This is a genomic window from Lysinibacillus sp. FSL K6-1151 (assembly GCF_038630755.1).
Classification (GTDB): domain Bacteria; phylum Bacillota; class Bacilli; order Bacillales_A; family Planococcaceae; genus Lysinibacillus; species Lysinibacillus fusiformis_D.
In genome coordinates, this window is sequence record NZ_CP152040.1 from 428,935 (window position 1) to 451,871 (window position 22,937).

Genomic DNA, 22,937 nt, shown 5'->3' on the forward strand with positions numbered 1-22,937 from the left:
TTGTGATAATGTGAAAGATAGAAGAGACCAACTCTAATATGTTGTCTTATGGTAGAAGGAGAATAGAAATATGAGCGAACAAATTTTATCGGTTAGAGATGCAATTATTCAACGTCGTTCCATTAAAAAGTTTAATGGTCAGCCTGTAGATCGTGAGGATTTGATGGCTATTATCGATGATGCTGTCTGGGCACCAAATCACGGTAACCGTGAGCCTTGGCGTTTAGTAGTAGCCTGTGGAAAGGAATTAGCAGACCTACACCAGCTATTACGCGACCTGACAATTCCAAAATGGCAGGAGCTTTCAAGTGAAGATTTAGCGAAGCAAATGATGAAATTTACATTACCAGGTGGCTATGCTTTTGTAATCGTACCAGAGGATGCTCGTCAAAAAGAACGTTTAGAAGATTATGCAGCTGCAAGTACGTTTATTCAAAATATACAACTGCTTGCGTGGGATAGAGGCATTGGTTCTTGCTGGAAAACGCCAGGCTTCTTAGATAATCCGAAATTCCGTGAAGCTTTAAAGGTTCAGCCAGGTGAGCGTGTCATTGCCATGCTACAAATGGGTTATTTTGATGAAGTACCGAAAGGCAAGGAACGTAAGCAATCAGCTGAAATAGTGACGATTTTTGGTGAATAACCGAAAAAAATCCCTTCACTTTAAAAGTGAGGGGATTTTTTAATGGGACGATATTTATTTTTGTAAATCAGAAACCTCGTATAAGTAATCACTTAACACACGTAAGCCTTTATCGAAGTTTTCTAAATGGAAGTGTTCGTTCGGTGCGTGGAAGTTTTCACTTGATAAGCCGAAGCCCATTAACACCACAGGTAAATCTAAAATTTCATCAAAGGCAGCTACAATAGGGATAGATCCTCCGCCACGTGTGTATGCAGTTGGTACATTATACACTTTTTCATAGGAACGTCCAGCTGCTTGGATAAATGGATGATCGAAAGGTGTTAAGAATGGACGCCCTTTATCAAATTCAGAAACATTGATTTCCACACCAGTAGGTTTATGTTTTTCAACATGGGCTTTTAATAGTGCTACAATTTCGTCAGGCTCTTGATTTGGAACAAGACGGCATGTGATTTTAGCACCAGCTTCCGCAGGTAGAACCGTTTTGATGCCTTCACCAGAGAAGCCACCAAATACACCGTTAACCTCTAGTGTTGGACGAGCCCAAGTGCGTTCTAAATAAGAAAAACCTTGTTCACCGAATAATTCTTTTACGCCAACTTCCTGTTTAACTGATTCCTCATCAAAGCCAAGTGCTAAATAAGCTTCACGTTCTTCTTCTGATAGTGGCAATACTTTATCGTAGAAGCCTTCAACTTGAATCGTTCCATGCTCATCACGGAAGGATGCTAAAATTTCAGCCAATGCATGGATAGCATTTTGGACGCCGCCACCGTAAAGACCAGAGTGTAGATCTCCTTTAGCTCCACGAACATCAATTTGAATGCCTGTTAAGCCACGTAATCCATAGCATACCGCAGGCTTACCAGGACCATAAAGACCCGTATCAGAAATTAAAATTAAATCTGCTGCGAGTTTTTCCTTATGTTCTTCAACATAAGCAGGTAGATGCGGACTGCCGATTTCTTCTTCGCCTTCATAAATGAATTTGACATTGACTGGTAAAGTCCCTGTTGTTGCAAAGAGTGCCTCAATCATTTTTAAATGCATAAACACTTGTCCTTTATCATCACTCGCTCCACGGGCAAATAATTTATTGTCACGAATCGTAGGATTGAACGGCTCGCTATCCCATAAATTTAATGGATCAACAGGTTGTACATCATAATGACCATAAAATAAAATAGTTGGTTTCCCTTCAGCATGTAACCAATCTGCATAGACAACAGGGTGCCCAGCTGTTTGTGTAATAGAGATATTTTCAAGATTTAGTTTTTCAAACGCATTAGCTAGCCATTGTGCTGCCTGTTGAATATCTTCTTTATGCTCAGATAGAGAACTGATACTTGGAATTCGTAAAAATTCATTCAGTTCATTTAAATGTGCCTCACGATGTTCTGTAAAATAAGCATCTAATTGCTGTAAATTTGTCATCTAGCATCCCTCTTTCCAATATTTCGATAATAGAAATAGTATAGCATAATGTGGTAGGGAAGTGCCGTCATATCAGAGCCACTGCTATTTTTATTTGGGAGGAGTTTACTAGTCATTTTCTAAAACTTTTCAATCAAGTTCGAATGATGATATAGAGTAAAGTAGATTGTTAAGAAAAATGTGACAAAGTCTATAAGAGAGAGCTTTGCCACACTTGGAAACGGTAATATAAACCATTGGAACTATAAAAAGTTCGTCTTATTTTGTTTTCTTATCATTGACACGCTCGATAAATAAGTCAGTTAGATCGTTCATTTGACCAATAACAGAAATGGGATCTGTAAACCAAAATTTGAAATTATCTATTTCGTACACTTCATTATTTTTAACAACATCTAAACTTTTCCATACAGGAGCCGTTGTAAAGTCGACTTTAGGCGTGTCGGCCGCTCTTGCAACGATAACACGGTCCCCTACAAAGTCTGAAATTTTTTCTGAAGAAATTTGTACCCATGGGGTTTTTATAGTAGTTTCTGCTTTTACAGCTGGCGCCATTTGTAAGCCTAATCCCGTATAAACAGGATACCCTGTATAACCATCGCCATAAATAGTGATGGTTCCTTTACCATCCAGTATATCCATAACAGTTATTGTTTCTTCAGGCTTAATAATACGAGCAATTTTTTGGCGAGCGGTTTGAACTTGTTGTTGATAGTTTTTTTGCCACTCCTGGGCAAGATTTTCTCGATTTAAAATAATACCAAATTCTTTAATGAGTTTAGGTATATTTTCTTCGTATTCAATATAGATGGTAGGTGCAATTTTAGAAAGCTGCTCATACATTTCTTTATTACCTGTAATAATTAAATCAGGTTCTAATGAAAGTACTTTTTCTATAGAGTCTCCGATCACCTCAATTTCTTTTTTATCTTTTTCAGGAATATAAGGGTTTTTTAGCTGTGCTTCATTCGAACCAACTGGTTTGACATCTAAAGCAAGTAAGTAACCTAAATAAAAATCAGTAACAATACGTTGCGGATTTTTTTTATACGTAATATCACCATTGATGGAGTGATAAACCATTGTTTCCTCTGATTCTTTGGTAGTGTCGTTGTTTGTACAAGCTGTTAATAATAAAGCAGCACATAAAACAAATGAAGCTACTATAGTATGGTTCCAATTGAATTTCATTGGTAAAAAGCCTCCTTCATATTGATAACAATTATCATTATATAAAGGTCCTCGATTGAATACATCGGAGGATTTTAGCTCAAAATTAGGATTATTCAACACTAGAGAAGTGGGTAAATATAATCTTTTATATTGGCCAGGCGTTAACCCAGTATGTTTTTTAAATAGGCGAGTAAAGTAAGAAGAATCTTCGTAACCAATTTGCTTCGAAACTTCTTGGATTGAATGATGTGTTTCAACTAAAAGCCGCTTTGCATGTTTGATACGAGTATGTAATAAATAATCAATTAGACCATAACCAGTTTGATATTTAAATTGTTTAGAAAGATAAGATACACTGTAATTCATTTTTTCTGCAATTGTATGACGCGATAAATTTTCATGAAAATGCTTATTTATATAATCTAATGTTTGAGAGGTTAACTGTTCCTCATGCAATCTATTTGAATCTAGTGTATACATTTCATAGATTAATTCTGCTAAGTATAATTTTGTCTTATATTTACTAGCATCAGTGTGCATTTCCCATTGTGTGTTTATGTTATCTATTAATGTTAACCAATGCTTCGGTGCATCATAAAAAATGAGAGGCTCTAAGGGCTCAGATATTGTGTTATCAAAAGAAACATTACAATAGATCCATAGACATTCTGAAGATGGTTCCTGCGTGACATGTATGTTTATAGGGTCACGAACAATCAAAAAGATGTTTTTATGGTGTAAAAGGGGAGTATGATGTAATTCCCATTCGCCGGACCCTTGAGCAATAAAACCGAAAATACAGTTACAAGTAATGACAGGCATTAACTGTGGATTTTTAGATATATGTATAATGGTTAATTTTGCCGAGTCCCAATCTGCTAAAGTAAGGTTTTTCAATTGATGGTTCACTTCTTTCAATAGGTTATATTACGATAATACAATTAATGATAATGATTCTCAAATAGATACTTGTATCGTAGAAGTGAAAATTTTCTTAAAAACATACGAAAAAAAGTAAACTGCATTCAAATGATTAGATTGACTCTAATCATTTGAAGTGCAGTTATGCAAGATGTTTCTATTTAATTAGACATATAGCGTTGTATAATTTTCTCATTTTTTTCAGCGAAGCGGTCATTGTGAGAGGATACACCAGCCATATCGACTCCGGTAGGATCTAAATATAGCTTCGCACTATTAACGGCTAGAATGGCATCATTAAACGCACCAGCTATCAGGCGAACCTTACTAGGGTGAGTAATAAAATCACCAGCACCAAATATGCCTGGAATACTTGTGTGCATTTTAGGCGAAACAGATATACCATATTCTTTACATTCAAAGCCCCATTCCATAATAGGACCATAGAAAGATCGTTCAAAGCCGTGATTAACAATTATTTCATCGACTTCAAATTGTGTGCTCTCACCAGATGTAACATGTTGGACAGTAACCCGTTCTATTTTGGTGTTGTTGCCATGCAAACTAGTCACAACATAGGGGACTAGTGATGTGGCCACTTGCTTCATTTGCGAAACAGATGATTCAAACGCTTTGAAATCTTCTCGACGATGAACAACAATGACTTCCTTAGCAATTGGTGCAATGGCAATCGCCCATTCCACAGCAGAGTCACCACCACCTGAAATTAAAACACGTTTATTGGCAAACTTAGATTTATCCGTAACTGTATAGTGTAAATTAGTTAATTCGTAACGATCTGCTCCTTCTATATTTAACTTTTGAATTTTGGTAATACCACGACCTGCTGCTAAAATGACCGTTCTGCTAAAATGACGTTCTCCTGTTTTAGCAATTAACTCAAAAATTTTATCTTCCCGCTGTTCCATGCCAACAATTTCTTGCCCATAAACAATGGTTGGATCAAATGTTTTCGCTTGAGTAATAAGTGCATTTATTATTTCTTCACAGCGGACAGGCTCAACGCCACCTACATCCCAAATTAGCTTTTCTGGATACGTTCTCATAAAACCACCGAGCTCATGCTTAATCTCAATAATTTTTGTTCTCATTTCGCGCATCCCACTATAAAATGCGGAATACATGCCAGCTGGTCCGCCACCAATAATTGTTACGTCATAAATGTCTTGTTCATTTATTGACATTAGGGCACCAACTTTTCAACAATATAGTCGATTAGTAGTTCTGTGCCAATAGGACCTAGTCCAACTGCATAATCCTTTGTATCTAATGGGAACACGCGACCATTCTGTACAGCCTCCATGGATTGCCATAGCGGACTATCTTCTAAACTCTTCATCGATTCATCACTGCTATAATTTTCTAACACTCTCTTTTCAACGAAAATATAGTCTGGTTTAATTTCTGGTAAGATTTCAAGAGATAACGGTGTAAACCAATCTTCTGAATCTACTAATTGTTCTGGAATTTTTAATCCTAGCTGACGATAGATTAAACCACTACCTGGTCCCTCTGCTTTAGCGCCCATGAAGCGATACTGTTTTGGTTCAACCCTTAATACCATGACTGTTTTATCGCCAATGGCTTGTTGTAGTTTTTCTTTAGCTTCTGTCACTTTGTTATTGTAAGCAGTCAGGGTTGCTTCAGCTTCTTTTTCTTTCTCAAAAACTTTACCTAATGCAGGAAGTGCTTCTTCTATAGAACCATTGGCATCCACGGCAAGGGTAGGGGCTATTTTACTTAGCTCTTCATATTTTTTAGCATCGATCACATTCCCTTGCACGACAATTAAATCAGGAGCCAATGAAAGTATTTGCTCTAAATTTTCTTCATATTGAGGGGTATTAATCATTTCTACATTATTTTCTTTAAAAAGCTTTGGACGATAGTCAGGCTCTATTTCATCTACCACTAAAACTTTTTGGGGCACAATGTCAATAGATAGTAAAAACTCTGCATAATTAGAGTTAAACACTAACATATTTTTAGGATTTGTCGGGATCGTAACATCGCCGAAAAGTCCTTTAACGGTTTTGGTAGTAGCCGCTGTTTCTTCTGATGACTGTGTGTTTTGATTGTCTTCCGTTGGCTCACTATTACATGCAGCCAAAGCGAAAACCATCATTAGCAATGGTAAGAAAGCATAATATTTTTTAAACATTTCTCTAATCTCCTTTTTTGATAATGATTATCATTTTCAAATGTTAGCAAATTAGAGAAAGAGAAACCATAGAGGATTGTGTTTATTCAATTGGACTTTAGTGTTGTTCTTTAAAAAATTGATAGAGATTTTGTAGAATAATAGGTTTTCCAAAAATACCACAGTTGTTTAGTCCAAGTGACGTATCAACGAAAAGAATGCGATTGTTTTTAACAGCATCTAACATGTTCCATTGATCACTATTTAGTAAGTTTTTCATATTTTCCTCAGAGCTGAAATAATCCATTATTCGTTTTTCTAGCAATAAAAAAGTAGGGTTGGCTTGTAATAAATCTTCTAGTGACAAGTCATTAAAGCTATATTCTTTCCCTTGTAAATTTGGAGGCATAGAAAGAGCGAGTTCGTTATAGAGTAGCCGAGCAATCTCGCATGATCTTTCACCGATATATCGATAACCAAAATGCTCAACCCTTAAATATACTAGCGTAGGTTTTCTTCGTAGAACATTTGCTAAGTCCTGTTTATACTTTTTAACGTTAGTAAGAGATTCGTTAATTAATGAAGCTGCTTGCTCCTCACAGTGAAATAGTGTCCCGAAATAGTTGATTAAGCTCGTCATTTCATTTGGTAATCCACTAATAACAGGAGCGATTTCACGTAATTCATTTTTAATTTGATCATCTAGTATATTACCAATAATTAATGTAGGCTGTTGGCGTTGAATTTGGTCAATATCAATGATGTAATGCCCCATATCCATAGTATGAATTTGATGGGAGTTAAATAATGACCGTTGATAACCGGGCACTAGGGAAGCAGTAGTCACTACACTATGTGGGATAATGTTTAGTGCCAGTGCAATCTCAGCATACAGGGGAGATAAAAAGCAAATCCGCTGCTGAGCAATTGATTTTATATAATTTTTTGGAGAGACGCCAACTATTGCTTTAAATCGTCTACTAAAATAATGGGCATCTTCAAAGCCGACACTTTTAGCAATGTCCTGTGAGCGTGCTGAAGTAGTGAGTAAAGCCTCCTGTGCACGATAAATGCGATAAGTTGCTAGATATTCTGATAAAGATAAGCCATATTGCTCCTTAAATTTTCGAGAAAAGTGCCATGGGCTAATACCGATACTATTAGCTAATTGTTCTCTCGTAATCAATTCATTGTAATGGTTATGTATATATTCAATTGATAGTTGTAATTTATTTTCGACCGTGAGTTTTTCGTTATTTTGCGGCTGATATACATGTTTTAGTAAGGTGTATAAAATATATTGATTCATAATGATGGAAGTGTTTGAAGTATGATCTATAGGCTCCATTAAATCACGGCTAATCGTAGCCAATACTACCTCAGGAATTTTGGTCATTTGGGATTCATTTTCAAGAATAGGTTGCCGTTCACTAAGGGTATGAGTAGTGAGGTCATATATGTCAAAATAAATGATCCATCCGGCTAATGCATAATTGCTATTGTCCAGTATCTCGACAACAGAATTTTTCTCAACGGCTAATAAATTGCCTAGGTGTACATGTTGTACCTGACCATTTATACTCCATGAAGCTTGCCCATCTGTAATTAAAATGAGTGCATTATTTGTCATAACATGGACAGTCCTACCTTTTATCCATCCATTCGTAATACGGTGTGTAGCTTGCCATTGCGCAAACCAAGATTGATGTGATTGATACATAGGAACACCTCTTCAATGTAAAGTATAGCTATGTATTAGAATAACAAATATTGTGCGAGTAGGAATATAAGAGTGCGATATCTTATAGTAAATAAAAAAAATCTGATTTCTAGAAAACATTGAAATCAGATCTTACTAAAATTAATGAGCAGTATACCCGCCATCAACAAGAAGCGTTGTACCATTGACAAAGCTTGCGTCGTCGCTTGCTAAGAAGAGAACAGCTTTTGCAATTTCTTCTGGTTTACCAAGGCGACCTTGTGGATGAAGGGACGCTAAATATTCTTTCTTTTGCGCATCGACTTCAGCTAGTAGAGGAGTGTCGATATAGCCAGGACATACTGCATTTACGCGAATGCCTTGTTTAGCGTAAGCTGTACATAGATTTTGCGTTAATAATTTTACGCCACCCTTTGCAGAGGAGTAGGCTGTAGGGTTTGGCAAGGCAACAAAGCTATGAATAGAGCCAGCGTTGACAATGACACCACCAGTTCCCTGTGTAAGAAACTGTTCGATGGCATATTTATCAGAAAGAAATACACCTGATAAATTAATATCAATCGTTCTTTTCCATTTTTCGAAAGAAAGCTCATGTGCTGGTGCATCGTCAGCTACGCCTGCATTGGCATACATAATATCAAGTTTACCGTAGTTAGTAACGGTTTCCTTAATCATGTTTTGAATATCTTCTTCGCTAGTTACATCTGTTTTTACGAAGAGTGTATCAAAACCATTGTTATTTAATTCGTCAGAAACAATTTGTCCACGATCTGAAAAATCGGCGATAACTACTTTAGCGCCTTCTTGTACAAAGAGACGAACTGTGGCTTCACCGATACCACTAGCCCCACCTGTAACGATTGCTACTTTATCTTTTAGTTTCATTTCAATGACCACCTTTATTGTTATTTTGCTGTTGCTCCGCCATCAATGACGAATTCTGCACCTGTTGAGAACGAAGATTCATCAGAAGCTAAAAATAATACGGTTTGCGCTACTTCTTTAACAGAGCCTAAACGTCCTAATGGGAATAAATTTTTCCCTAACTCATCTTTAGTGCTTCCAGTTGTTGCTGATGCATAGTCTGCCATACCTGTATCGATATAGCCTGGATGGATCGAATTGACGCGTATCCCATATGGAGCATATTCCATTGCAGCATCTTTTGTCATAATGCGAACGGCACCTTTACTTGCTCCGTATAATACGTGTCCAGCAGCGCCTGTTAAGCCAGCGATGGAAGAGGCATTAATAACTGAGCCCTTATTATGTTTAGCCATAAGTGGCATAATATATTTCATACCTAGGAAGACACCAGTCACATTGATGGACATTAAGCGATTCCAATCAGAAAGCTCGATTTCTGCAAGTGGTTTAATGATATAGATACCTGCATTATTGAAAAGAATATCTACTTTGTTAAATGTTTTGATTGTTTCATCTGCGACCTTTTTCCAGTCTTCCTCATTGCTAACATCATGATGTACAAATAATGCTTCACCGCCAATTGCTTGGATATCGCGGATAGTGTCGTTACCAGATTGTTCATTTATATCAGTAATAACTACTTTTGCTCCTTCTTTAGCAAATAATAGTGCCGTTTCTTTCCCGATTCCTGTACCTCCACCTGTAATAATGGCTACTTTATTTTCCAGTCTCATTTCAAGCACGCACCTTTCATTATTTCTGGTTATATGGTTACCTTGGGATTCAAAAGTATTCGCATTGTTTAGCGATACTTTCATCTTACTCTTTTCAATTTGAAATACTATCCTATAAGATGCTGTATAATATAGTAAGTGAATATCCTCCATTTATAGGGTATTGTTAGTGTGAAGGAGAAGAATTTCCTATGACGCATCCATTTCAGTCAATTGAAGAAGTAACATTACAAGAGTTTGTGTTATTTATTAAAATTCATCATCAACAAATTGAAGAAAATACCAATATTTATCTCAATTTAGCACCTTCTATAGCCGAAGAAGATCGAAAAAGGGCAGCGATGCTACTGGATTCATTTTTGCGTTTGATGACATATACGAACATTGATGAACTAAATGATGGTGATAAGTCTTTTTTTAATACGTGGCTTCAGGCACAGTTATCTATAATCGATCGGAAGAGCTTTAATTTATTCCAATTAATTTTTGAGAAATCATTGATTACCTTTATGATTCAACAAAAGAGTAGCCGAACGAATGCCATCTTAATGTATGTATTATCGTTATTTATGTTTCTCGTACAGCTTTACGATGACTGTGAGGGAGATGACAAAAGGAATAACGGATCTACTGAAAATCAAGAGTTACGGCATTTACAGTTATTAGATAAGCTAGATAAATTGCTGATCAGTTCCTCAGGCTATCAGGATTTAGCCTATATTTTAAAAAAATGTGAAGAGTATTTTAGTTATAAAAGATGCGTATTTTATGCATATGTTCCATGGTCCAACCAATTTTACGGGGTTATTGGGGCGGAACTTCCTAAAGTGCAAAGTATGAAAGGGCAGTTGAATGGGGAAAACGCTATACTTAGTTCAAGAAAACCTATTTATTTGAAAAATCCTAAAAATTACGTAAAAGAGGAGCATATTCAATTATTTAATTTATCCTCCATCATCTTTATTCCTATTATGAGGCGAGACCAATTATTTGGATGGCTAACATTTGATCAGCTAGGCCAGGAATTTGATTGTACAAAGGAAGAATTATCACTTCTTGAAGAAGTAGGGAAGCGTCTAGGTTTATTTTTATCACGTAAGGGCGAGAAGGTAGAAAAAAACACAGAGCTTCATTTAACAGAACGGGAGTCGATGATTCTTGGCTTGCTTGCTGAAGGATATGATAATAAAAAAATTGGTGGTTTATTATTTTTAAGTGAGCATACGGTCAGGGATTATGTTAGCAGTCTCATGACAAAGCTTAAAGCAAAGAACCGTACACAGGTCGTTGCCTCCGCCTTTCGTCTAGGGCTGTTAAGCTAGCATAAATGCACTTCTGCTAGGAGTGCATTTTTTGTGTCTTTATAAACCGAAAAATGCGTCTTTAATTTTCTGATAATAAACGCTATTTAATATATAATGTTAAAAATAGGGAAGTATTGTTATAAAGTGATTTTTAGTAGGAGAAGTAATATAGTAGTAAAACAATTTTTACGAATATTACAAGCAAAAGCGATTAAGCTTACACGATTGTAATGAAATTGAAAGCCAATGCGATAGAGTGTAATACATTATTTTGCGAGAATGTGTATAGAAGCAAGAACAAGAAGCGGAGGCATACACAATGAATGAAAAATTAGAAGGCGTATACGAGGAATACAATCGTTATATATATCACTTATGTTTGAAACTAACTCGCAATAATGTAGAGGCTGAAGATTTAATGCAAGAAGTATGGGTAAAGGTTGTACGCTATGAAGACAGCGTTGCCGAGGTAGAGCATATTAAAGCTTGGCTGACAACTATTACAATGAATACATTTAGAGATCGCTATCGTAAAAAAGTACGTCGAAGCAAATATATGATGAACCAACCTGAAACATTAGACGTACCGATTTTAGATTTGGTTCCCAATAATGAAATTTCGACGGAAGAAAAAATTGAAAAGGATATTGTAACAAAACTCGTACAGGATAAAATGGAGCAATTAGATGCTATTTATAGAAAGACTTTATGGTATTTCTACATAGACCAATATTCGCTTGCAGAAATCTCTACAATTATGAAGGTTTCTATTGGTACTGTGAAATCTCGTTTATTCCGTGCAAAGGCTCGATTAAAAGAAATGCTCATGTCTGATACAGCAATTGTGGAATCTGTGCTACCAGCATAATAAAAACAGATTGGTCGCACACCACAAGTACTTAGGCGGAAGTATTCGGTCGATTAATCTAAAAAAAGATGCACTCGCAAATAGTTGCGATGCATCTTTTTAGTTTGTGCTCTTTATTCTGACCGATTAGATTCAACATCTAATAGACATTTTGAAAAAATCGTTCGTAATGTTTGCAGTTCTTCAGCTGTGAGCATACCAAACATATTGTTAATAATTTCACTCACTTGTTGACGCGATTCTTTTAAGATGTTCTCACCCTCTGTAGTAATAACTAGTTGTGAGGCTCGTCGATCTGTGGCATGCTGTGTTTTTTCAATAAAGCCAGCATTAATCAGCTTTGTTGTTAAAACGGTAACACCACCAGTTGTTACTTTTAACCGCTCAGCAATAGCAGAAGGGCGTTTTGGGCCCTCCTGCGATAAGTAGTCTAAAATTAAAATATGGGATTTTGAAAAGCCGAGCACATTATGATTATTCCACTCGTTTGCCCACTTACGCTCAATAGATGAAACGACTTCAAACAACGAGGTAATGGCTTTTTGTTTTTCTTGATCCATAGAGGTCATCTCCAAAACTGTTTTAACTTTCTTGTGCCAATCTTGTCATCGCATTTAATTCGTAAGCACGTACTTTACGTGGGATAAAACGACGGATGTCCATCTCATTGTAACCAACTTGAATACGTTTTTCATCTATTAAAATAGGGCTACGCAACATTCTTGGGTGTGCTTGAATAATAGCGTATAGCTCTTGGATAGAAAGTTGGTCGATGTCGATATTTAAGTTTTTAAAGTCATTTGAGTTTGTTGCAATGATTTCATCTGTACCATCTTCAGTCATGCTTAGAATTTCTTTGAATTCTGCAAGTGTAAGAGGGTGAGATGTGATACGTTTTTCTTTATATTCAATATTGTGATCTTTTAACCATTTAAGTGCTTTTCTGGATGAAGAACAGCTCGCTTGTGAGTAAATTGTAACTGTCATTCTTCATTCCTCGCTTTCTGTATTAGATTATATTTTATAAATAGCTTATAAGTAAGTTATATAGTTTATATATATATCTTACTAGTAAGCTATATATAAATCAATAGTTAATTGAAAGAATTTCTCAATCAAATTAATATTTTTTCAATTCTATTTAATTATACGAAGAGAAGAGTAAAAAGTTTCGCTCTTTCTGCTTACAATGATGTAAGTTTCAGCTGATATTACAGATTTTGAAGAGAGGCCAGCGTGGCAACTCAGTGAACCGTTATTACAAGAAGTGACTATTATGTAACTTCTAAAAAAACTGTAGGTAATTGATGACGAATTAATAGGGACTACTAGATGAATGAGCTGATCTCGTAGGAGAGCATTAGTTGGAAGTAGGAGTAAAATAGTTAGTCCACTGATTATAGTATGTTTAAATGTGGTCAATTATACATAGAAGTTTGAAAAAAATAAAAAAAGCAGTCCCATAACATGTGGGAACTGCTCTTAAAATGAGCTGGTCTTAGCTTTGTTGTCCAGAAGTGAACCAATCTTGAACGTTCCAGACTTTTGTTGCGAGGCCATCATAGAAATCTGGTTCGTGGCTTACCAGTACAATAGTGCCTTTAAATTCTTTCATGGCACGTTTTAATTCATTTTTCGCATCGACATCTAAGTGGTTTGTCGGTTCGTCAAAAAGAAGCCAGTTCGCTTCTTCCATCATTAATTTACATAAACGAACTTTTGCTTGCTCTCCACCAGATAAAGAATTCAATGGACGTGTAATATGGTCGGTTTTTAGACCCGCTCTTGCTAATGCTGCACGTACTTGAGCCTGCTCCATCGAAGGGAAGGCATTCCAAACATCATCAATTGGTGTTATTTTTTCTGCTTTTACTTCTTGTTCAAAGTAAGACGGATACAGGTAATCACCTCGAATGACTTTCCCATCAAGAGGGTTAATTTTACCTAGCATTGTTTTTAATAATGTGGACTTACCCACACCATTCATGCCAACTAGAGCGATCTTTTCTCCTCGTTCAATAGCAAAAGATAGTGGGGGGAGTAATGGCTTGTCTTTATCGTACCCAATGACCAAGTTCTCTGCCTCTACTACATAGCGGCTGGAAGAACGTGCTTCTTTAAATCCGAATTCAGGTTTTACCGCTGTTTCTGGGCGGTCAATTCGCTCTAAACGATCAAGCTGCTTGGCGCGAGATTTTGCACGACCAGTAGTGGAGTAACGTGCTTTATTTTTAGCGATAAAGTCCTCTTGTTTCTTAATGAATTCCTGTTGCTTCTCATAAGCATCAATATGTTGACGTTTATTGATTTCAGCAAGCTCTAGGAATTTTTCGTATGTTGCTGTATAACGAGTTAATTTTGAAAACTCAAGTTGGAAGATGACATCCACCGTTTCATTCATAAATTCTGTATCATGTGAAATTAAGAGGAAGGCGTATGGATAGTTCTTTAAATAGCTTTTCAGCCAAGTAATATGTTCCTCATCGAGATAGTTTGTCGGCTCATCTAGTAAAAGTACTTTTGGTTTTTCTAGTAACAGCTTAGCTAGTAGGACCTTTGTGCGTTGTCCACCAGAAAGTGCAGCTACATCACGTTCTAAGCCAATAGCATCAAGGCCTAGTCCACGTGCAACCTCTTCAATTTTCATATCTAATGAATAGAAATCTCCTGCATCAAGTGCGTCTTGAACCTCTGCCATTTGTTCTAACAGTACTTCTAATTCCTCAGGTGTAGCTTCTGCCATCTTACCTGTAATTTCATTAAGTTCTTCTTCTTTTTTATATAATGGTAAAAAGGCATCACGCAAAACATCACGCATTGTTCTACCAGCAGTCAGTACTGTATGTTGGTCGAGATAACCATAGTGTGTACCAGGAAGCCACTCTACTTTTCCTGTATCGTGAATCGTTTGTCCTGTAATAATGCCCATTAATGTCGATTTACCTACACCATTAGCTCCTACAAGACCAATGTGGTCACCTTCTACTAATCGAAATGATACATCTTTAAAGAGTGTACGATCACCGAAAGAATGACCTAAATTTTCAACTGTTAATATTGCCATATATGTTCCTCCAACTGTCCATCTTGTTTACATTTTAAAGTGCTGCGAGCTGCTTGTTTAGTTCTGCTAACTTAGCTTCCATATTCGCAAGGCGTTCCTCTGCTTTTGTTACCTGATCGTTGTGCCCAGTAGACTCCAATTTTTCTATATCACCTTGTAAATTCATATAGTCCATTTTTAACTCTTTAATTTGGTATTCAATATCGCTTTTTGTTGGCATGATGATTACTCCTTTTTGAGAATATTTTATCGTGAATGCGTGTAAAAGCGATGGAGGTTTTTCTAATCCCCCACCGCTTAGTCATTAAAATCAATCGGGTACTGGTTGAATTTACTTATATTCCAACGTCCATAAGAGGAGTTGAAGTGAAAAATTCTTATATATTGTATCATAATCATCTTCGAAGTAGCACTAAGTAGAAGCGATATTGTGTCGATCATAAGCAAAATCTAAGAGTAATGCTTGGAGTGTTTCATTGTTACTAGCAAGATTGAGTTGTCGTTGTTTTCTTACAGCTCGTTCACTGCGAGCCTCGTGTAATAGAAATTCCATGACAGCATTTTGGATTTGAGACTGCTTCATTTTACGACCAAGTCCAAGATGAATAAAACCATTATGCTCTCGAGGAAAAGCATGAAGAAGCTCAGCTTCAGTTTGTGCAAGTGTAATGCATGGCACACCATAAGAGGCAATTTTATAAGGCGTATAATTAGCATTACAAATAATGACATCAGCTTTTGGTAATAGTTTGAGAAGTGCGTTTTTATCACGGAGAATGGCCGTATTGCGACGACTAAGTACCATCATTTGCAAATCATCCGTTGCATGGCGATAGCTATCATCAATCATTACTGTAATTTGTAGTGGAATTTGTAGCTGTGTTAAGTGTCGAAGTGTTCGGTAGGTTAAGTTATGCTCGTCCCCATCCTCAAAAGCAACGACGATATGAGGAGGATTTTCAGGTGTTTTACTATCAGGAATATCATCAAATTGTTGGTAGGCCTCTGGTAGTGCAAAAACAAAGCTTCCACCAATATAATGCGATGGTAAATAATCTTTCACTTCTTGATAGAGTGCTAGTAATACACAGTCACAGGCTTGACCACCTTCACCAAAATCATCAAAATGAATCATTGTTTTGCAGAAAGGTCGTAAATCCTGTACTTGCCAGCCTTCAGAATTACGGCCATCTCTAACGATTAAATCAGGTTGAAGTCCTTTGATTTGCTTAGGTAATTCGTTAAAGTGGTCAAATAAAATTGGAGAAAGACCTTCATTCATTAAAATTTGGATGCCATCATTTGAAGGAGTCTTGACAAATATAAAAACTTTCTCATTCGTAAGTAACTTAGCCAATGTTGAAACCCGTTCAAAAGGATACAGCCCTTTATCAATACAGCTTTCAATAATGAAAACAATCGTTTTTTTTGGTTCAATTGCTTGTGTTTCTTTTTGCAAATGTATCCCACCCTTTCCTCTGTCTCTTTAAATTATGGCGAAGAAAGAGCAAGTATGTGTAAAATTTAGGATTTGATAATCGATGACTTTGAGGGAATCTTGCAATTAGCTATCTTGAGGGGGATTATAAATAACTTTTTAATGATCAAAAAAATGGTCGATATATATAGTGAAATCAAGAATAGAAAAGATACATACAACATGACATTATGTAGAAGGGGGGGAGAAGGATGAGCATGCGTGCAGCGATTGTTGTAGGGGCGACAGGTTTAACGGGCTCCTCTTTAGTCGAGCAACTATGTGAAAATGATGAATATGTTTCAGTAACCATAATTGCACGGAGAAAACCAATCTTTACGCATCCAAAGTTAGAAGTGAAAATTCGTGATTTTGATAGAATAGAGGAAAAGGATATTGAATTTGCCCATGAATTGTATTGTTGTTTAGGTACAACCATAAAAAAAGCAGGCTCTCGTGAGGTGTTCGAAAAAATTGATTTTGAATATCCATTAGCGATTGCTTCTTTAGCCAAAAAGCGTGGGATCCCTCATTTTCTTGTCATCACTGCAATGGGTGCTAATGAGAATTCTCCGTTTTACTATAATCGAGTGAAGGGAAAACTCGAGCATGATTTAGTAGAGTTAGGGTTACAACGGCTCTCTATTATTCGACCTTCACTATTAGTAGGAGATCGAGATGAATTCCGTCTAGGAGAGAAGGCAGGAGAAAAGCTATTAAAATTTGCACAACCTTTATTAATTGGACCTTTCAAACGTTCTAGAGCAATTGAAGCCTCACAAGTGGCCAAAGCGATGATTATCATTGCTCTATACGGTAAAAAGCAGCCTGTTACTATTTATCCATCCAATGAACTGGCAACATTGCAATACCCTGAAATACCAGAAGAGGATGCTTCAAGAGAGACGCTATTTCATTGGGATAAGCTTGAAAAAGGTGAGAAAGTAAATCGTGATGTTATCATTAATCGAGATAAATTTAAGATGGAGGAAACGGTTATTGATAAGGAGGTACACTTCCAACATCGTGAACAGGACAAAAAATAATGTGGGTTTGGTTTGTAAATGTTCCGTCTAAAGACTGAATTTATCCCGATCGCTACGACAAACCTTTGCGAGCTACTTTTCATTTGTTACAATATTATTGTAGAAGATGAATGTGGAGGCAAAATAAAGATGAAAATTTTACTCGTTGATGGCACAATGTTTGGTCGTAAAACAGGTGCTATTTTAGAACAAGTGGAACAATATATTAAAGAATTAGATGCTGGTTTCGAATTAGAAATGATGCATTTTAATCAATATAAGCATCAAATTGTGGATGGTTCACCATTAAATGATGATATGAAGAAAATGATTCAACAATTTGAGGAGGCAGACGCTTACATCATTGCAACGCCTATTTTTCAAGCGTCCATCCCAGGTGTTTTGAAAAATGCTTTTGACTACTTACATCCTAAAACGATGCGCTATAAGCCCGTATCTATCGTCGCAAACGGTGGCACATACCAACATCACCTTGTAGTCGAAAATCAATTAAAACCTATTTTAGATTACTTCCGTGCCCTTGTTACGCCTAACTATGTATACACACATACATCACATTTTGATGCAGATAATAACATTGTTGATGAAGATGTTCATAGTCGTTTACGTGAATTAGCACGTGTATTTGTTCAATATTGCGAAATGAGCAAGAACTTGCCGAAGGAAACAATTGATCAACATTAAGATAGCCCTTGTACGGTGGTAAGAAATCACTGTGCAGGGGATTTTTCTTTGTAAGTATTCTTTTAGGATGTGCTAAAATAAAACTTTAGTGACTCGGGAGGGAGGGCTGCTCATGCAGGACATAGCTTTACTAGAAAAACAACGCTGTAGTCTTATTTTGACCAATAAGGCGAAGGAAGCGGTAGAGGAATGCTCAGCAAACGAGCATGCCTTTTTTACGTTACAAAGATCTTTTACTGTTTACATTGAAAAACGCAAAGCAAAAAAAGTTGGTGAAACCTTTTTATCCATCTATTTTAATGCGGAGGACAATGAAAAATTAAGCGATTTACTTGCGGAAAAAACAGTCATTATGGATTGTGTGCTGAAGCTAGAAGGTTTGTTGGCGACTAATATTCGTTTTGTGCATATGCGTGGTCCTATCAATACAAATCGCCGCCTAGCAGCCGCATTACAATTTGTCACAAAGCCTAACAATGGAGCAGGCATTCCACTGGAGCTTCATACAAAAATAAGGCAGTTACCGATAGCGGAAGAACGCACAGAATATGTAAAAAAACGTATAGCTAGCTGGGAAGGCTATTTAAAAATTCAAGAACGTGATGCAACGATTGACGATATTCATACAGAATTTAAGCAAAGCTACTTCAACGAAGACTTTACACGCTTAACGATTGTTTGTCCCTACATAAAGAGTAAAGAGTGGAAAAAGTTAGAGGGTTTAAGTGTAAGTATTCAAGGGGTTCGTGGTGAAATTGGGCAAGTTTTAAAGGCGAATGCAGGAAAACAAACGATTGAAATTGATTTAAAGCCTTTTATACAGGAAATGGCTCGTAAGGATCAGCTGAATCTTCGTTCGAAGCAAGCAAGCTTTAGTAATTTTGCGACCTTAAGTCAAATTCGAAGATTACGAAATGGCTTCACAAAGCTAGAGAAGGGTGAGGCAGTTAACCCTAATTTAGAAACTATCCTGTTTGAACGGCGCCCAACAGTCCGAGCGTCCAAGCTACGAGAAGATATTACGTTTCAAAATAATTTAAATGAATATCAAAGACGAGCAGTATTAGGTGCATTATCTGTTGAGGATTTGTATGTCATACAAGGTCCTCCAGGAACGGGAAAAACGACTGTCATCTCAGAGATTTGTCAGCAAAATGTCAAGGCGGGCTTAAAAACACTAGTAGCATCACAATCAAATTTAGCCGTCGACAATGCATTAGGACGTTTGCTAGCCAATCAAGAAATTCGAATTTTACGCTATGGAAGAACGGAAAGTATCGAGGAAGAAGGCAAAAAATTCATAGAGGAAAATGTCGCTCTCCAATGGCGTGAACAAACACTGGCTGCAATCGAAGAGACAATAGCAATATTTCCAGAACGCGAGCTAGAGCTAAAAGCCAATCTTGCAAAAGCAGAAGATGAACTAGAAAAATTGGAGCGATGGCTAGAACAATTAACTCAGGAAATTGCCGCAAAAGAGCAAGCAGCAATTGAAGAACCCATTCTACAGCAGGAGATTCAAGCATTAAAAAAAGAATTGAAGGCTGCTAAAACAGAGCAACAAACATGTGAAGCACAAAAAGAGCATTATGAGAAACAGCTCGCACAAATCGAACCAATTGTACAGCAGCTTGAACAGGCACTTGCTGATTATCCCTCGGTCGAGCAACTACAGTGTACGATTCAGGAAACTACAGAAAAAGTGGAACAATTAGAAGCGGCTGCTCAGTATAAAGAACTACAAGAACAAAAGCAGCAGTTAACTCAGCAATTTCAAGAAATACAACAGAAATATGAAATCGAAAGTAAGCGTCTAGTCATTATGAAGGAAGCTCAAAAGTATATCTACACCTTAACTTCGTTTGAGCTTATCGAGCGATTTTTACAGCACTATCAAATTCGCCCTTCCCATGTACTTTCTCAGCAAATGAGTCGCTTGCAGCATTTGGAAGATGCGAAAGATTTAGAGGCATGGTCAACGATCAATGCTCGCCTCCAAAAGGCGATTGCCAAGTTAGAGGCTTTAGTTATTCATGAAGTGAAGGAACGAGCCCTTGCTAAAAGTAGATTACAACCCGTACAATCATTTTCTCTGCAAAACCTCACAGGAGTATTCGCAGAGCTGAACACGGCTTTTCAGGATGGTCAATTACCAGCAACTGATGTTCTAGAGAGTTATCTGCTTGGGCTATATATGCGTCGTGATTTCGTTTGGCAAAAGGGAGTAGCACTAAAGCAACAACAAGAGCATAAAGATCAGGAATTTGAATCTTTCCGTAAAAATCTAGTGACTTTGATTCATCAGGAATGTGCAATCACTAGCTTTGATGTGCAAAGTTTACAGCGTCAACTCCAACCATTTTTACAGCATACAGAGCGTTTACAACAGTTAGCAAACGCCTTTCAGATTAATGAGGAGCCAGAAGAATCTGTCGAGTATTTGAAGATTCTTGCCTCACAAGCTCGTGAGTCCCTTCAACAAGCGAAGAAGCAGCTTGAGGCAGTGGAACAGGCTAAAGTACAGCTCGTTCCTAAACAAGCCTCTCTACAGACTATCCAAACGAACTTACTGGAAGTAGAACAACAGTTAACGCAAATGGAAGAACAGATAAAAGACATTAATATAGCTGGATTAAAGAAAGAGAAGCAACTAGCTACGTGTACAAAGCTTTTACAATCTACGCCAGAACGAACGGCTGAAGAGGTGAAGGAAGCTATTCAAGCTGCAAACCAAGCAATCGAAGCATTACAACGTCAGGAAAAACAGCTACCACTTCGCCAAAAACTACAAGAACAATGGCGTGAAAAACTACAAAACGCAACAGAGTATGATTTAGATGAAATTCGAAAATTGTATGTGCGTCATGCGAACGTGATTGGTACAACATGCGTAGCTTCTGCCAGTAAAGAATTTATGGAAAATTATCCGACCTTTGATGTAGTTATTATTGATGAAGTTTCCAAGGCAACACCACCAGAATTACTCTTACCAATGCTGAAGGGGAAAAAGGTTATTCTAGTAGGTGACCATCATCAGCTTCCACCATTACTGGGGGATGATACGCTGGAGGAAACACTAAAGGCAATGCTAGAAGAAAATCCAAACTTTGAAGGTGCACAGGAATTAAAAAATCTGTTGCGTGAATCATTATTTGAGCGTTTATTTAATAATTTGCCTCCAACACATAAACAAATGCTAGCATTACAATACCGTATGCATGAGAAAATCATGCAAAGTATCACACCATTTTATGCGAAAGAAGAAAATGGATTACAATGTGGGTTGCCAGATTCAGATGCAGCAAGAGATCATGGCTTAGAGGGTCAATTTGTAAAACGTAATGATCATTTACTATGGATTGATATGCCAACGGAGAAGCCTTTTTTAGAGGAGCAGGTAAAAGGTGGAACGAGTCGTTATAACGAAGGGGAATTACAAACGATTCGCCGTATCTTAGTAGATCTTAATGAGGCAGTGAAGGCGGCAAAAGAAGCAGGTCGTATGCCGCACGATGCTCTGAAAAGCGTAGGTGTCATTAGTTTCTACGGTGAGCAGGTAAAGAAAATCAATCGTCTGCTGCACCAGGAATTACAGCTACCACACTTGCAGTTTAGAACAGGTACTGTCGATAAGTTTCAGGGGATGGAAATGGATGTCATTTTAGTGAGTATGGTTCGTAATACACCTAAAGGCGGGGATATTGGTTTTGCCAGAGATTATCGTCGTTTAAATGTTGCGCTATCTCGTGCCCGAGAGTTACTTCTACTTGTAGGAAGTGCCGAGATGTTTGCGAAGCGTGCAAAGCATCAAGATACAAGAGAAATGTATACCAATTTATTAAACACAGTAAAATCCTACGATGGCTTGCGTAATCATGAAGGATTGGTGATGTAGAGTGTCAAAATTACAACAACGACTAATGCGTGAACTTCAACAAAATCGCAATATAAAGATTGTCAAAACCGCTGAATGGTGTATTCCTATTCGAACGGTCAGTGTGACCTATGAGCCAGTTAGGCGTTCAACAATGGATGTTTTAATGACTATGTTACTGTTAAGTATTCAGGAGGCTGATTTTGGAAGTGCCCAGGAATTGAGTGAGCTATTACTGGTCGACCCGCTATTTATTGATGACTTAGTTTCTTTAATGATTCGCGTAAATCTTGTAAAGAGCGAGGAACAGTTTTATAGGCTAACTGAAAAAGGGCAACAGCAGCTAGAACGGGGGATTTTTGAAGAGGAGTTAGAAGTAGAAACATCTACACTTTACTTTAGCCCCTGCCACCAATCATTTCTCACAATTGATACAAATAATGATGAATATGATGAATTACCAGAGCTATACCGTTATATCGATAAAGAGGCTGAACAACAGGAGCAGTTTGAGGAGTCGCTAGTGATAGCTGCATTACAAGAAGTGAACGCAGAGGGGGAAGAGAACTCCCAAAAAATCATCTCAAAAATTGTTCAAACAGAAGCCCAACAAATTAATGATAGTCCATGTTTAGAGTTTGTTCTTTATGATAGGGAGCAGGATCTACTCTTTGTACGAGTGTGGAATACATTACTTAATCAATGGGATCATCATTTAGAGCAACAGCTTACAGACAAAGAACAGTTAACATGGCGTGAGCAATATTTAACTTAATTCAACTGGTGTTCAAAAGCCAGAACAAAAACGAACGTGACACACGTTCGTTTTTATTTTTATATGATAAATCATAAAGATGGGTAAGAAATTTATAAAATCGTTTCGATAAAATGTGGCATTAGCATA

Annotated in this window: 19 protein-coding genes; 7 read left to right on the top strand and 12 right to left on the bottom strand. The window is 37.1% G+C overall.

Annotated features, from left to right (window positions below; translation table 11 throughout):
* Positions 1-70 precede the first annotated feature (70 nt).
* The gene (locus MHI04_RS02030) at positions 71-643 is read left to right on the top strand and encodes a nitroreductase (RefSeq protein WP_036117546.1); all 573 of its coding nucleotides are present in this window, start codon (positions 71-73) and stop codon (positions 641-643) included.
* Between the two features lie 54 nt (positions 644-697).
* Here MHI04_RS02030 and MHI04_RS02035 read toward each other — a convergent pair whose 3' ends face one another.
* The 7 genes from MHI04_RS02035 to MHI04_RS02065 all read right to left on the bottom strand — a co-directional run bounded on the left by MHI04_RS02035 (position 698) and on the right by MHI04_RS02065 (position 9,716).
* The gene (locus MHI04_RS02035) at positions 698-2,080 is read right to left on the bottom strand and encodes a dipeptidase (protein WP_342504169.1); all 1,383 of its coding nucleotides are present in this window, start codon (positions 2,078-2,080) and stop codon (positions 698-700) included.
* 258 nt (positions 2,081-2,338) lie between these two features.
* Complete coding sequence (locus MHI04_RS02040; RefSeq protein WP_342535302.1) at positions 2,339-4,150, bottom strand: AraC family transcriptional regulator; 1,812 nt, start codon at positions 4,148-4,150, stop codon at positions 2,339-2,341.
* Positions 4,151-4,335: 185 nt separating this feature from the next.
* Positions 4,336-5,379: an NAD(P)/FAD-dependent oxidoreductase gene (locus MHI04_RS02045; protein ID WP_342535303.1), complete on the bottom strand. Its 1,044-nt coding sequence runs from the start codon at positions 5,377-5,379 to the stop codon at positions 4,336-4,338.
* The gene (locus tag MHI04_RS02050) at positions 5,379-6,356 is read right to left on the bottom strand and encodes an ABC transporter substrate-binding protein (protein WP_342535304.1); all 978 of its coding nucleotides are present in this window, start codon (positions 6,354-6,356) and stop codon (positions 5,379-5,381) included. Before MHI04_RS02050 ends, MHI04_RS02045 begins: the two co-directional genes overlap by 1 nt.
* Before the next feature lie 97 nt (positions 6,357-6,453).
* Positions 6,454-8,055: a helix-turn-helix domain-containing protein gene (locus MHI04_RS02055; protein WP_342535305.1), complete on the bottom strand. Its 1,602-nt coding sequence runs from the start codon at positions 8,053-8,055 to the stop codon at positions 6,454-6,456.
* A 141-nt stretch (positions 8,056-8,196) separates the two neighbouring features.
* Positions 8,197-8,940, bottom strand: coding sequence for a glucose 1-dehydrogenase (locus MHI04_RS02060; RefSeq protein ID WP_036117533.1), 744 nt, complete (start codon positions 8,938-8,940; stop codon positions 8,197-8,199).
* 20 nt (positions 8,941-8,960) lie between these two features.
* Positions 8,961-9,716: a glucose 1-dehydrogenase gene (locus MHI04_RS02065; protein ID WP_058843600.1), complete on the bottom strand. Its 756-nt coding sequence runs from the start codon at positions 9,714-9,716 to the stop codon at positions 8,961-8,963.
* Between the two features lie 191 nt (positions 9,717-9,907).
* On the opposite strand from MHI04_RS02065, the gene MHI04_RS02070 reads away from it, so the two are divergent.
* Positions 9,908-11,038, top strand: a complete 1,131-nt coding sequence (locus MHI04_RS02070; protein ID WP_342535306.1) for a LuxR C-terminal-related transcriptional regulator — start codon at positions 9,908-9,910, stop codon at positions 11,036-11,038.
* Positions 11,039-11,339: 301 nt separating this feature from the next.
* Positions 11,340-11,888: an RNA polymerase sigma factor gene (locus MHI04_RS02075; RefSeq protein WP_036117528.1), complete on the top strand. Its 549-nt coding sequence runs from the start codon at positions 11,340-11,342 to the stop codon at positions 11,886-11,888.
* 113 nt (positions 11,889-12,001) lie between these two features.
* Here the strand turns inward: MHI04_RS02075 and MHI04_RS02080 are convergent, their stop codons facing one another.
* The 5 genes from MHI04_RS02080 to MHI04_RS02100 all read right to left on the bottom strand — a co-directional run bounded on the left by MHI04_RS02080 (position 12,002) and on the right by MHI04_RS02100 (position 16,411).
* Complete coding sequence (locus tag MHI04_RS02080; RefSeq protein WP_036117526.1) at positions 12,002-12,448, bottom strand: MarR family transcriptional regulator; 447 nt, start codon at positions 12,446-12,448, stop codon at positions 12,002-12,004.
* Between the two features lie 22 nt (positions 12,449-12,470).
* Complete coding sequence (gene spx, locus MHI04_RS02085) at positions 12,471-12,875, bottom strand: transcriptional regulator Spx (RefSeq protein WP_036117523.1); 405 nt, start codon at positions 12,873-12,875, stop codon at positions 12,471-12,473.
* Positions 12,876-13,386: 511 nt separating this feature from the next.
* Complete coding sequence (locus MHI04_RS02090; RefSeq protein WP_036117522.1) at positions 13,387-14,952, bottom strand: ABC-F family ATP-binding cassette domain-containing protein; 1,566 nt, start codon at positions 14,950-14,952, stop codon at positions 13,387-13,389.
* Positions 14,953-14,986: 34 nt separating this feature from the next.
* Positions 14,987-15,172, bottom strand: a complete 186-nt coding sequence (locus tag MHI04_RS02095; protein WP_036117520.1) for an SE1832 family protein — start codon at positions 15,170-15,172, stop codon at positions 14,987-14,989.
* Positions 15,173-15,364: 192 nt separating this feature from the next.
* The gene (locus MHI04_RS02100) at positions 15,365-16,411 is read right to left on the bottom strand and encodes a hypothetical protein (RefSeq protein WP_036117518.1); all 1,047 of its coding nucleotides are present in this window, start codon (positions 16,409-16,411) and stop codon (positions 15,365-15,367) included.
* A 230-nt stretch (positions 16,412-16,641) separates the two neighbouring features.
* Between MHI04_RS02100 and MHI04_RS02105 the strand changes: the two genes are divergently transcribed.
* The 4 genes from MHI04_RS02105 (at position 16,642) to MHI04_RS02120 (ending at position 22,808) form a co-directional block, all read left to right on the top strand.
* The gene (locus MHI04_RS02105) at positions 16,642-17,475 is read left to right on the top strand and encodes an oxidoreductase (RefSeq protein WP_342535307.1); all 834 of its coding nucleotides are present in this window, start codon (positions 16,642-16,644) and stop codon (positions 17,473-17,475) included.
* A gap of 129 nt (positions 17,476-17,604) precedes the next feature.
* The gene (locus tag MHI04_RS02110) at positions 17,605-18,159 is read left to right on the top strand and encodes an NADPH-dependent FMN reductase (RefSeq protein ID WP_342535308.1); all 555 of its coding nucleotides are present in this window, start codon (positions 17,605-17,607) and stop codon (positions 18,157-18,159) included.
* Positions 18,160-18,271: 112 nt separating this feature from the next.
* Positions 18,272-22,054, top strand: coding sequence for an AAA domain-containing protein (locus MHI04_RS02115; RefSeq protein WP_342535309.1), 3,783 nt, complete (start codon positions 18,272-18,274; stop codon positions 22,052-22,054).
* Between the two features lies 1 nt (position 22,055).
* On the top strand, positions 22,056-22,808 hold the full coding sequence (locus MHI04_RS02120; RefSeq protein ID WP_036117511.1) for a hypothetical protein: 753 nt from the start codon (positions 22,056-22,058) through the stop codon (positions 22,806-22,808).
* Positions 22,809-22,937 lie beyond the last annotated feature (129 nt).

Excerpts from the sequence above, each read along its gene's own strand:
- MHI04_RS02060 (WP_036117533.1), bottom strand. The coding sequence starts at position 8,940 with ATGAAACTAAAAGATAAAGTAGCAATCGTTACAGGTGGGGCTAGTGGT.
- spx (WP_036117523.1), bottom strand. The coding sequence starts at position 12,875 with ATGACAGTTACAATTTACTCACAAGCGAGCTGTTCTTCATCCAGAAAA.
- MHI04_RS02105 (WP_342535307.1), top strand. The coding sequence starts at position 16,642 with ATGAGCATGCGTGCAGCGATTGTTGTAGGGGCGACAGGTTTAACGGGC.
- MHI04_RS02090 (WP_036117522.1), bottom strand. The coding sequence starts at position 14,952 with ATGGCAATATTAACAGTTGAAAATTTAGGTCATTCTTTCGGTGATCGT.
- MHI04_RS02045 (WP_342535303.1), bottom strand. The coding sequence starts at position 5,379 with ATGTCAATAAATGAACAAGACATTTATGACGTAACAATTATTGGTGGC.
- MHI04_RS02065 (WP_058843600.1), bottom strand. The coding sequence starts at position 9,716 with ATGAGACTGGAAAATAAAGTAGCCATTATTACAGGTGGAGGTACAGGA.
- MHI04_RS02070 (WP_342535306.1), top strand. The coding sequence starts at position 9,908 with ATGACGCATCCATTTCAGTCAATTGAAGAAGTAACATTACAAGAGTTT.
- MHI04_RS02035 (WP_342504169.1), bottom strand. The coding sequence starts at position 2,080 with ATGACAAATTTACAGCAATTAGATGCTTATTTTACAGAACATCGTGAG.
- MHI04_RS02095 (WP_036117520.1), bottom strand. The coding sequence starts at position 15,172 with ATGCCAACAAAAAGCGATATTGAATACCAAATTAAAGAGTTAAAAATG.
- MHI04_RS02075 (WP_036117528.1), top strand. The coding sequence starts at position 11,340 with ATGAATGAAAAATTAGAAGGCGTATACGAGGAATACAATCGTTATATA.
- MHI04_RS02080 (WP_036117526.1), bottom strand. The coding sequence starts at position 12,448 with ATGGATCAAGAAAAACAAAAAGCCATTACCTCGTTGTTTGAAGTCGTT.
- MHI04_RS02030 (WP_036117546.1), top strand. The coding sequence starts at position 71 with ATGAGCGAACAAATTTTATCGGTTAGAGATGCAATTATTCAACGTCGT.
- MHI04_RS02115 (WP_342535309.1), top strand. The coding sequence starts at position 18,272 with ATGCAGGACATAGCTTTACTAGAAAAACAACGCTGTAGTCTTATTTTG.
- MHI04_RS02055 (WP_342535305.1), bottom strand. The coding sequence starts at position 8,055 with ATGTATCAATCACATCAATCTTGGTTTGCGCAATGGCAAGCTACACAC.
- MHI04_RS02050 (WP_342535304.1), bottom strand. The coding sequence starts at position 6,356 with ATGTTTAAAAAATATTATGCTTTCTTACCATTGCTAATGATGGTTTTC.
- MHI04_RS02110 (WP_342535308.1), top strand. The coding sequence starts at position 17,605 with ATGAAAATTTTACTCGTTGATGGCACAATGTTTGGTCGTAAAACAGGT.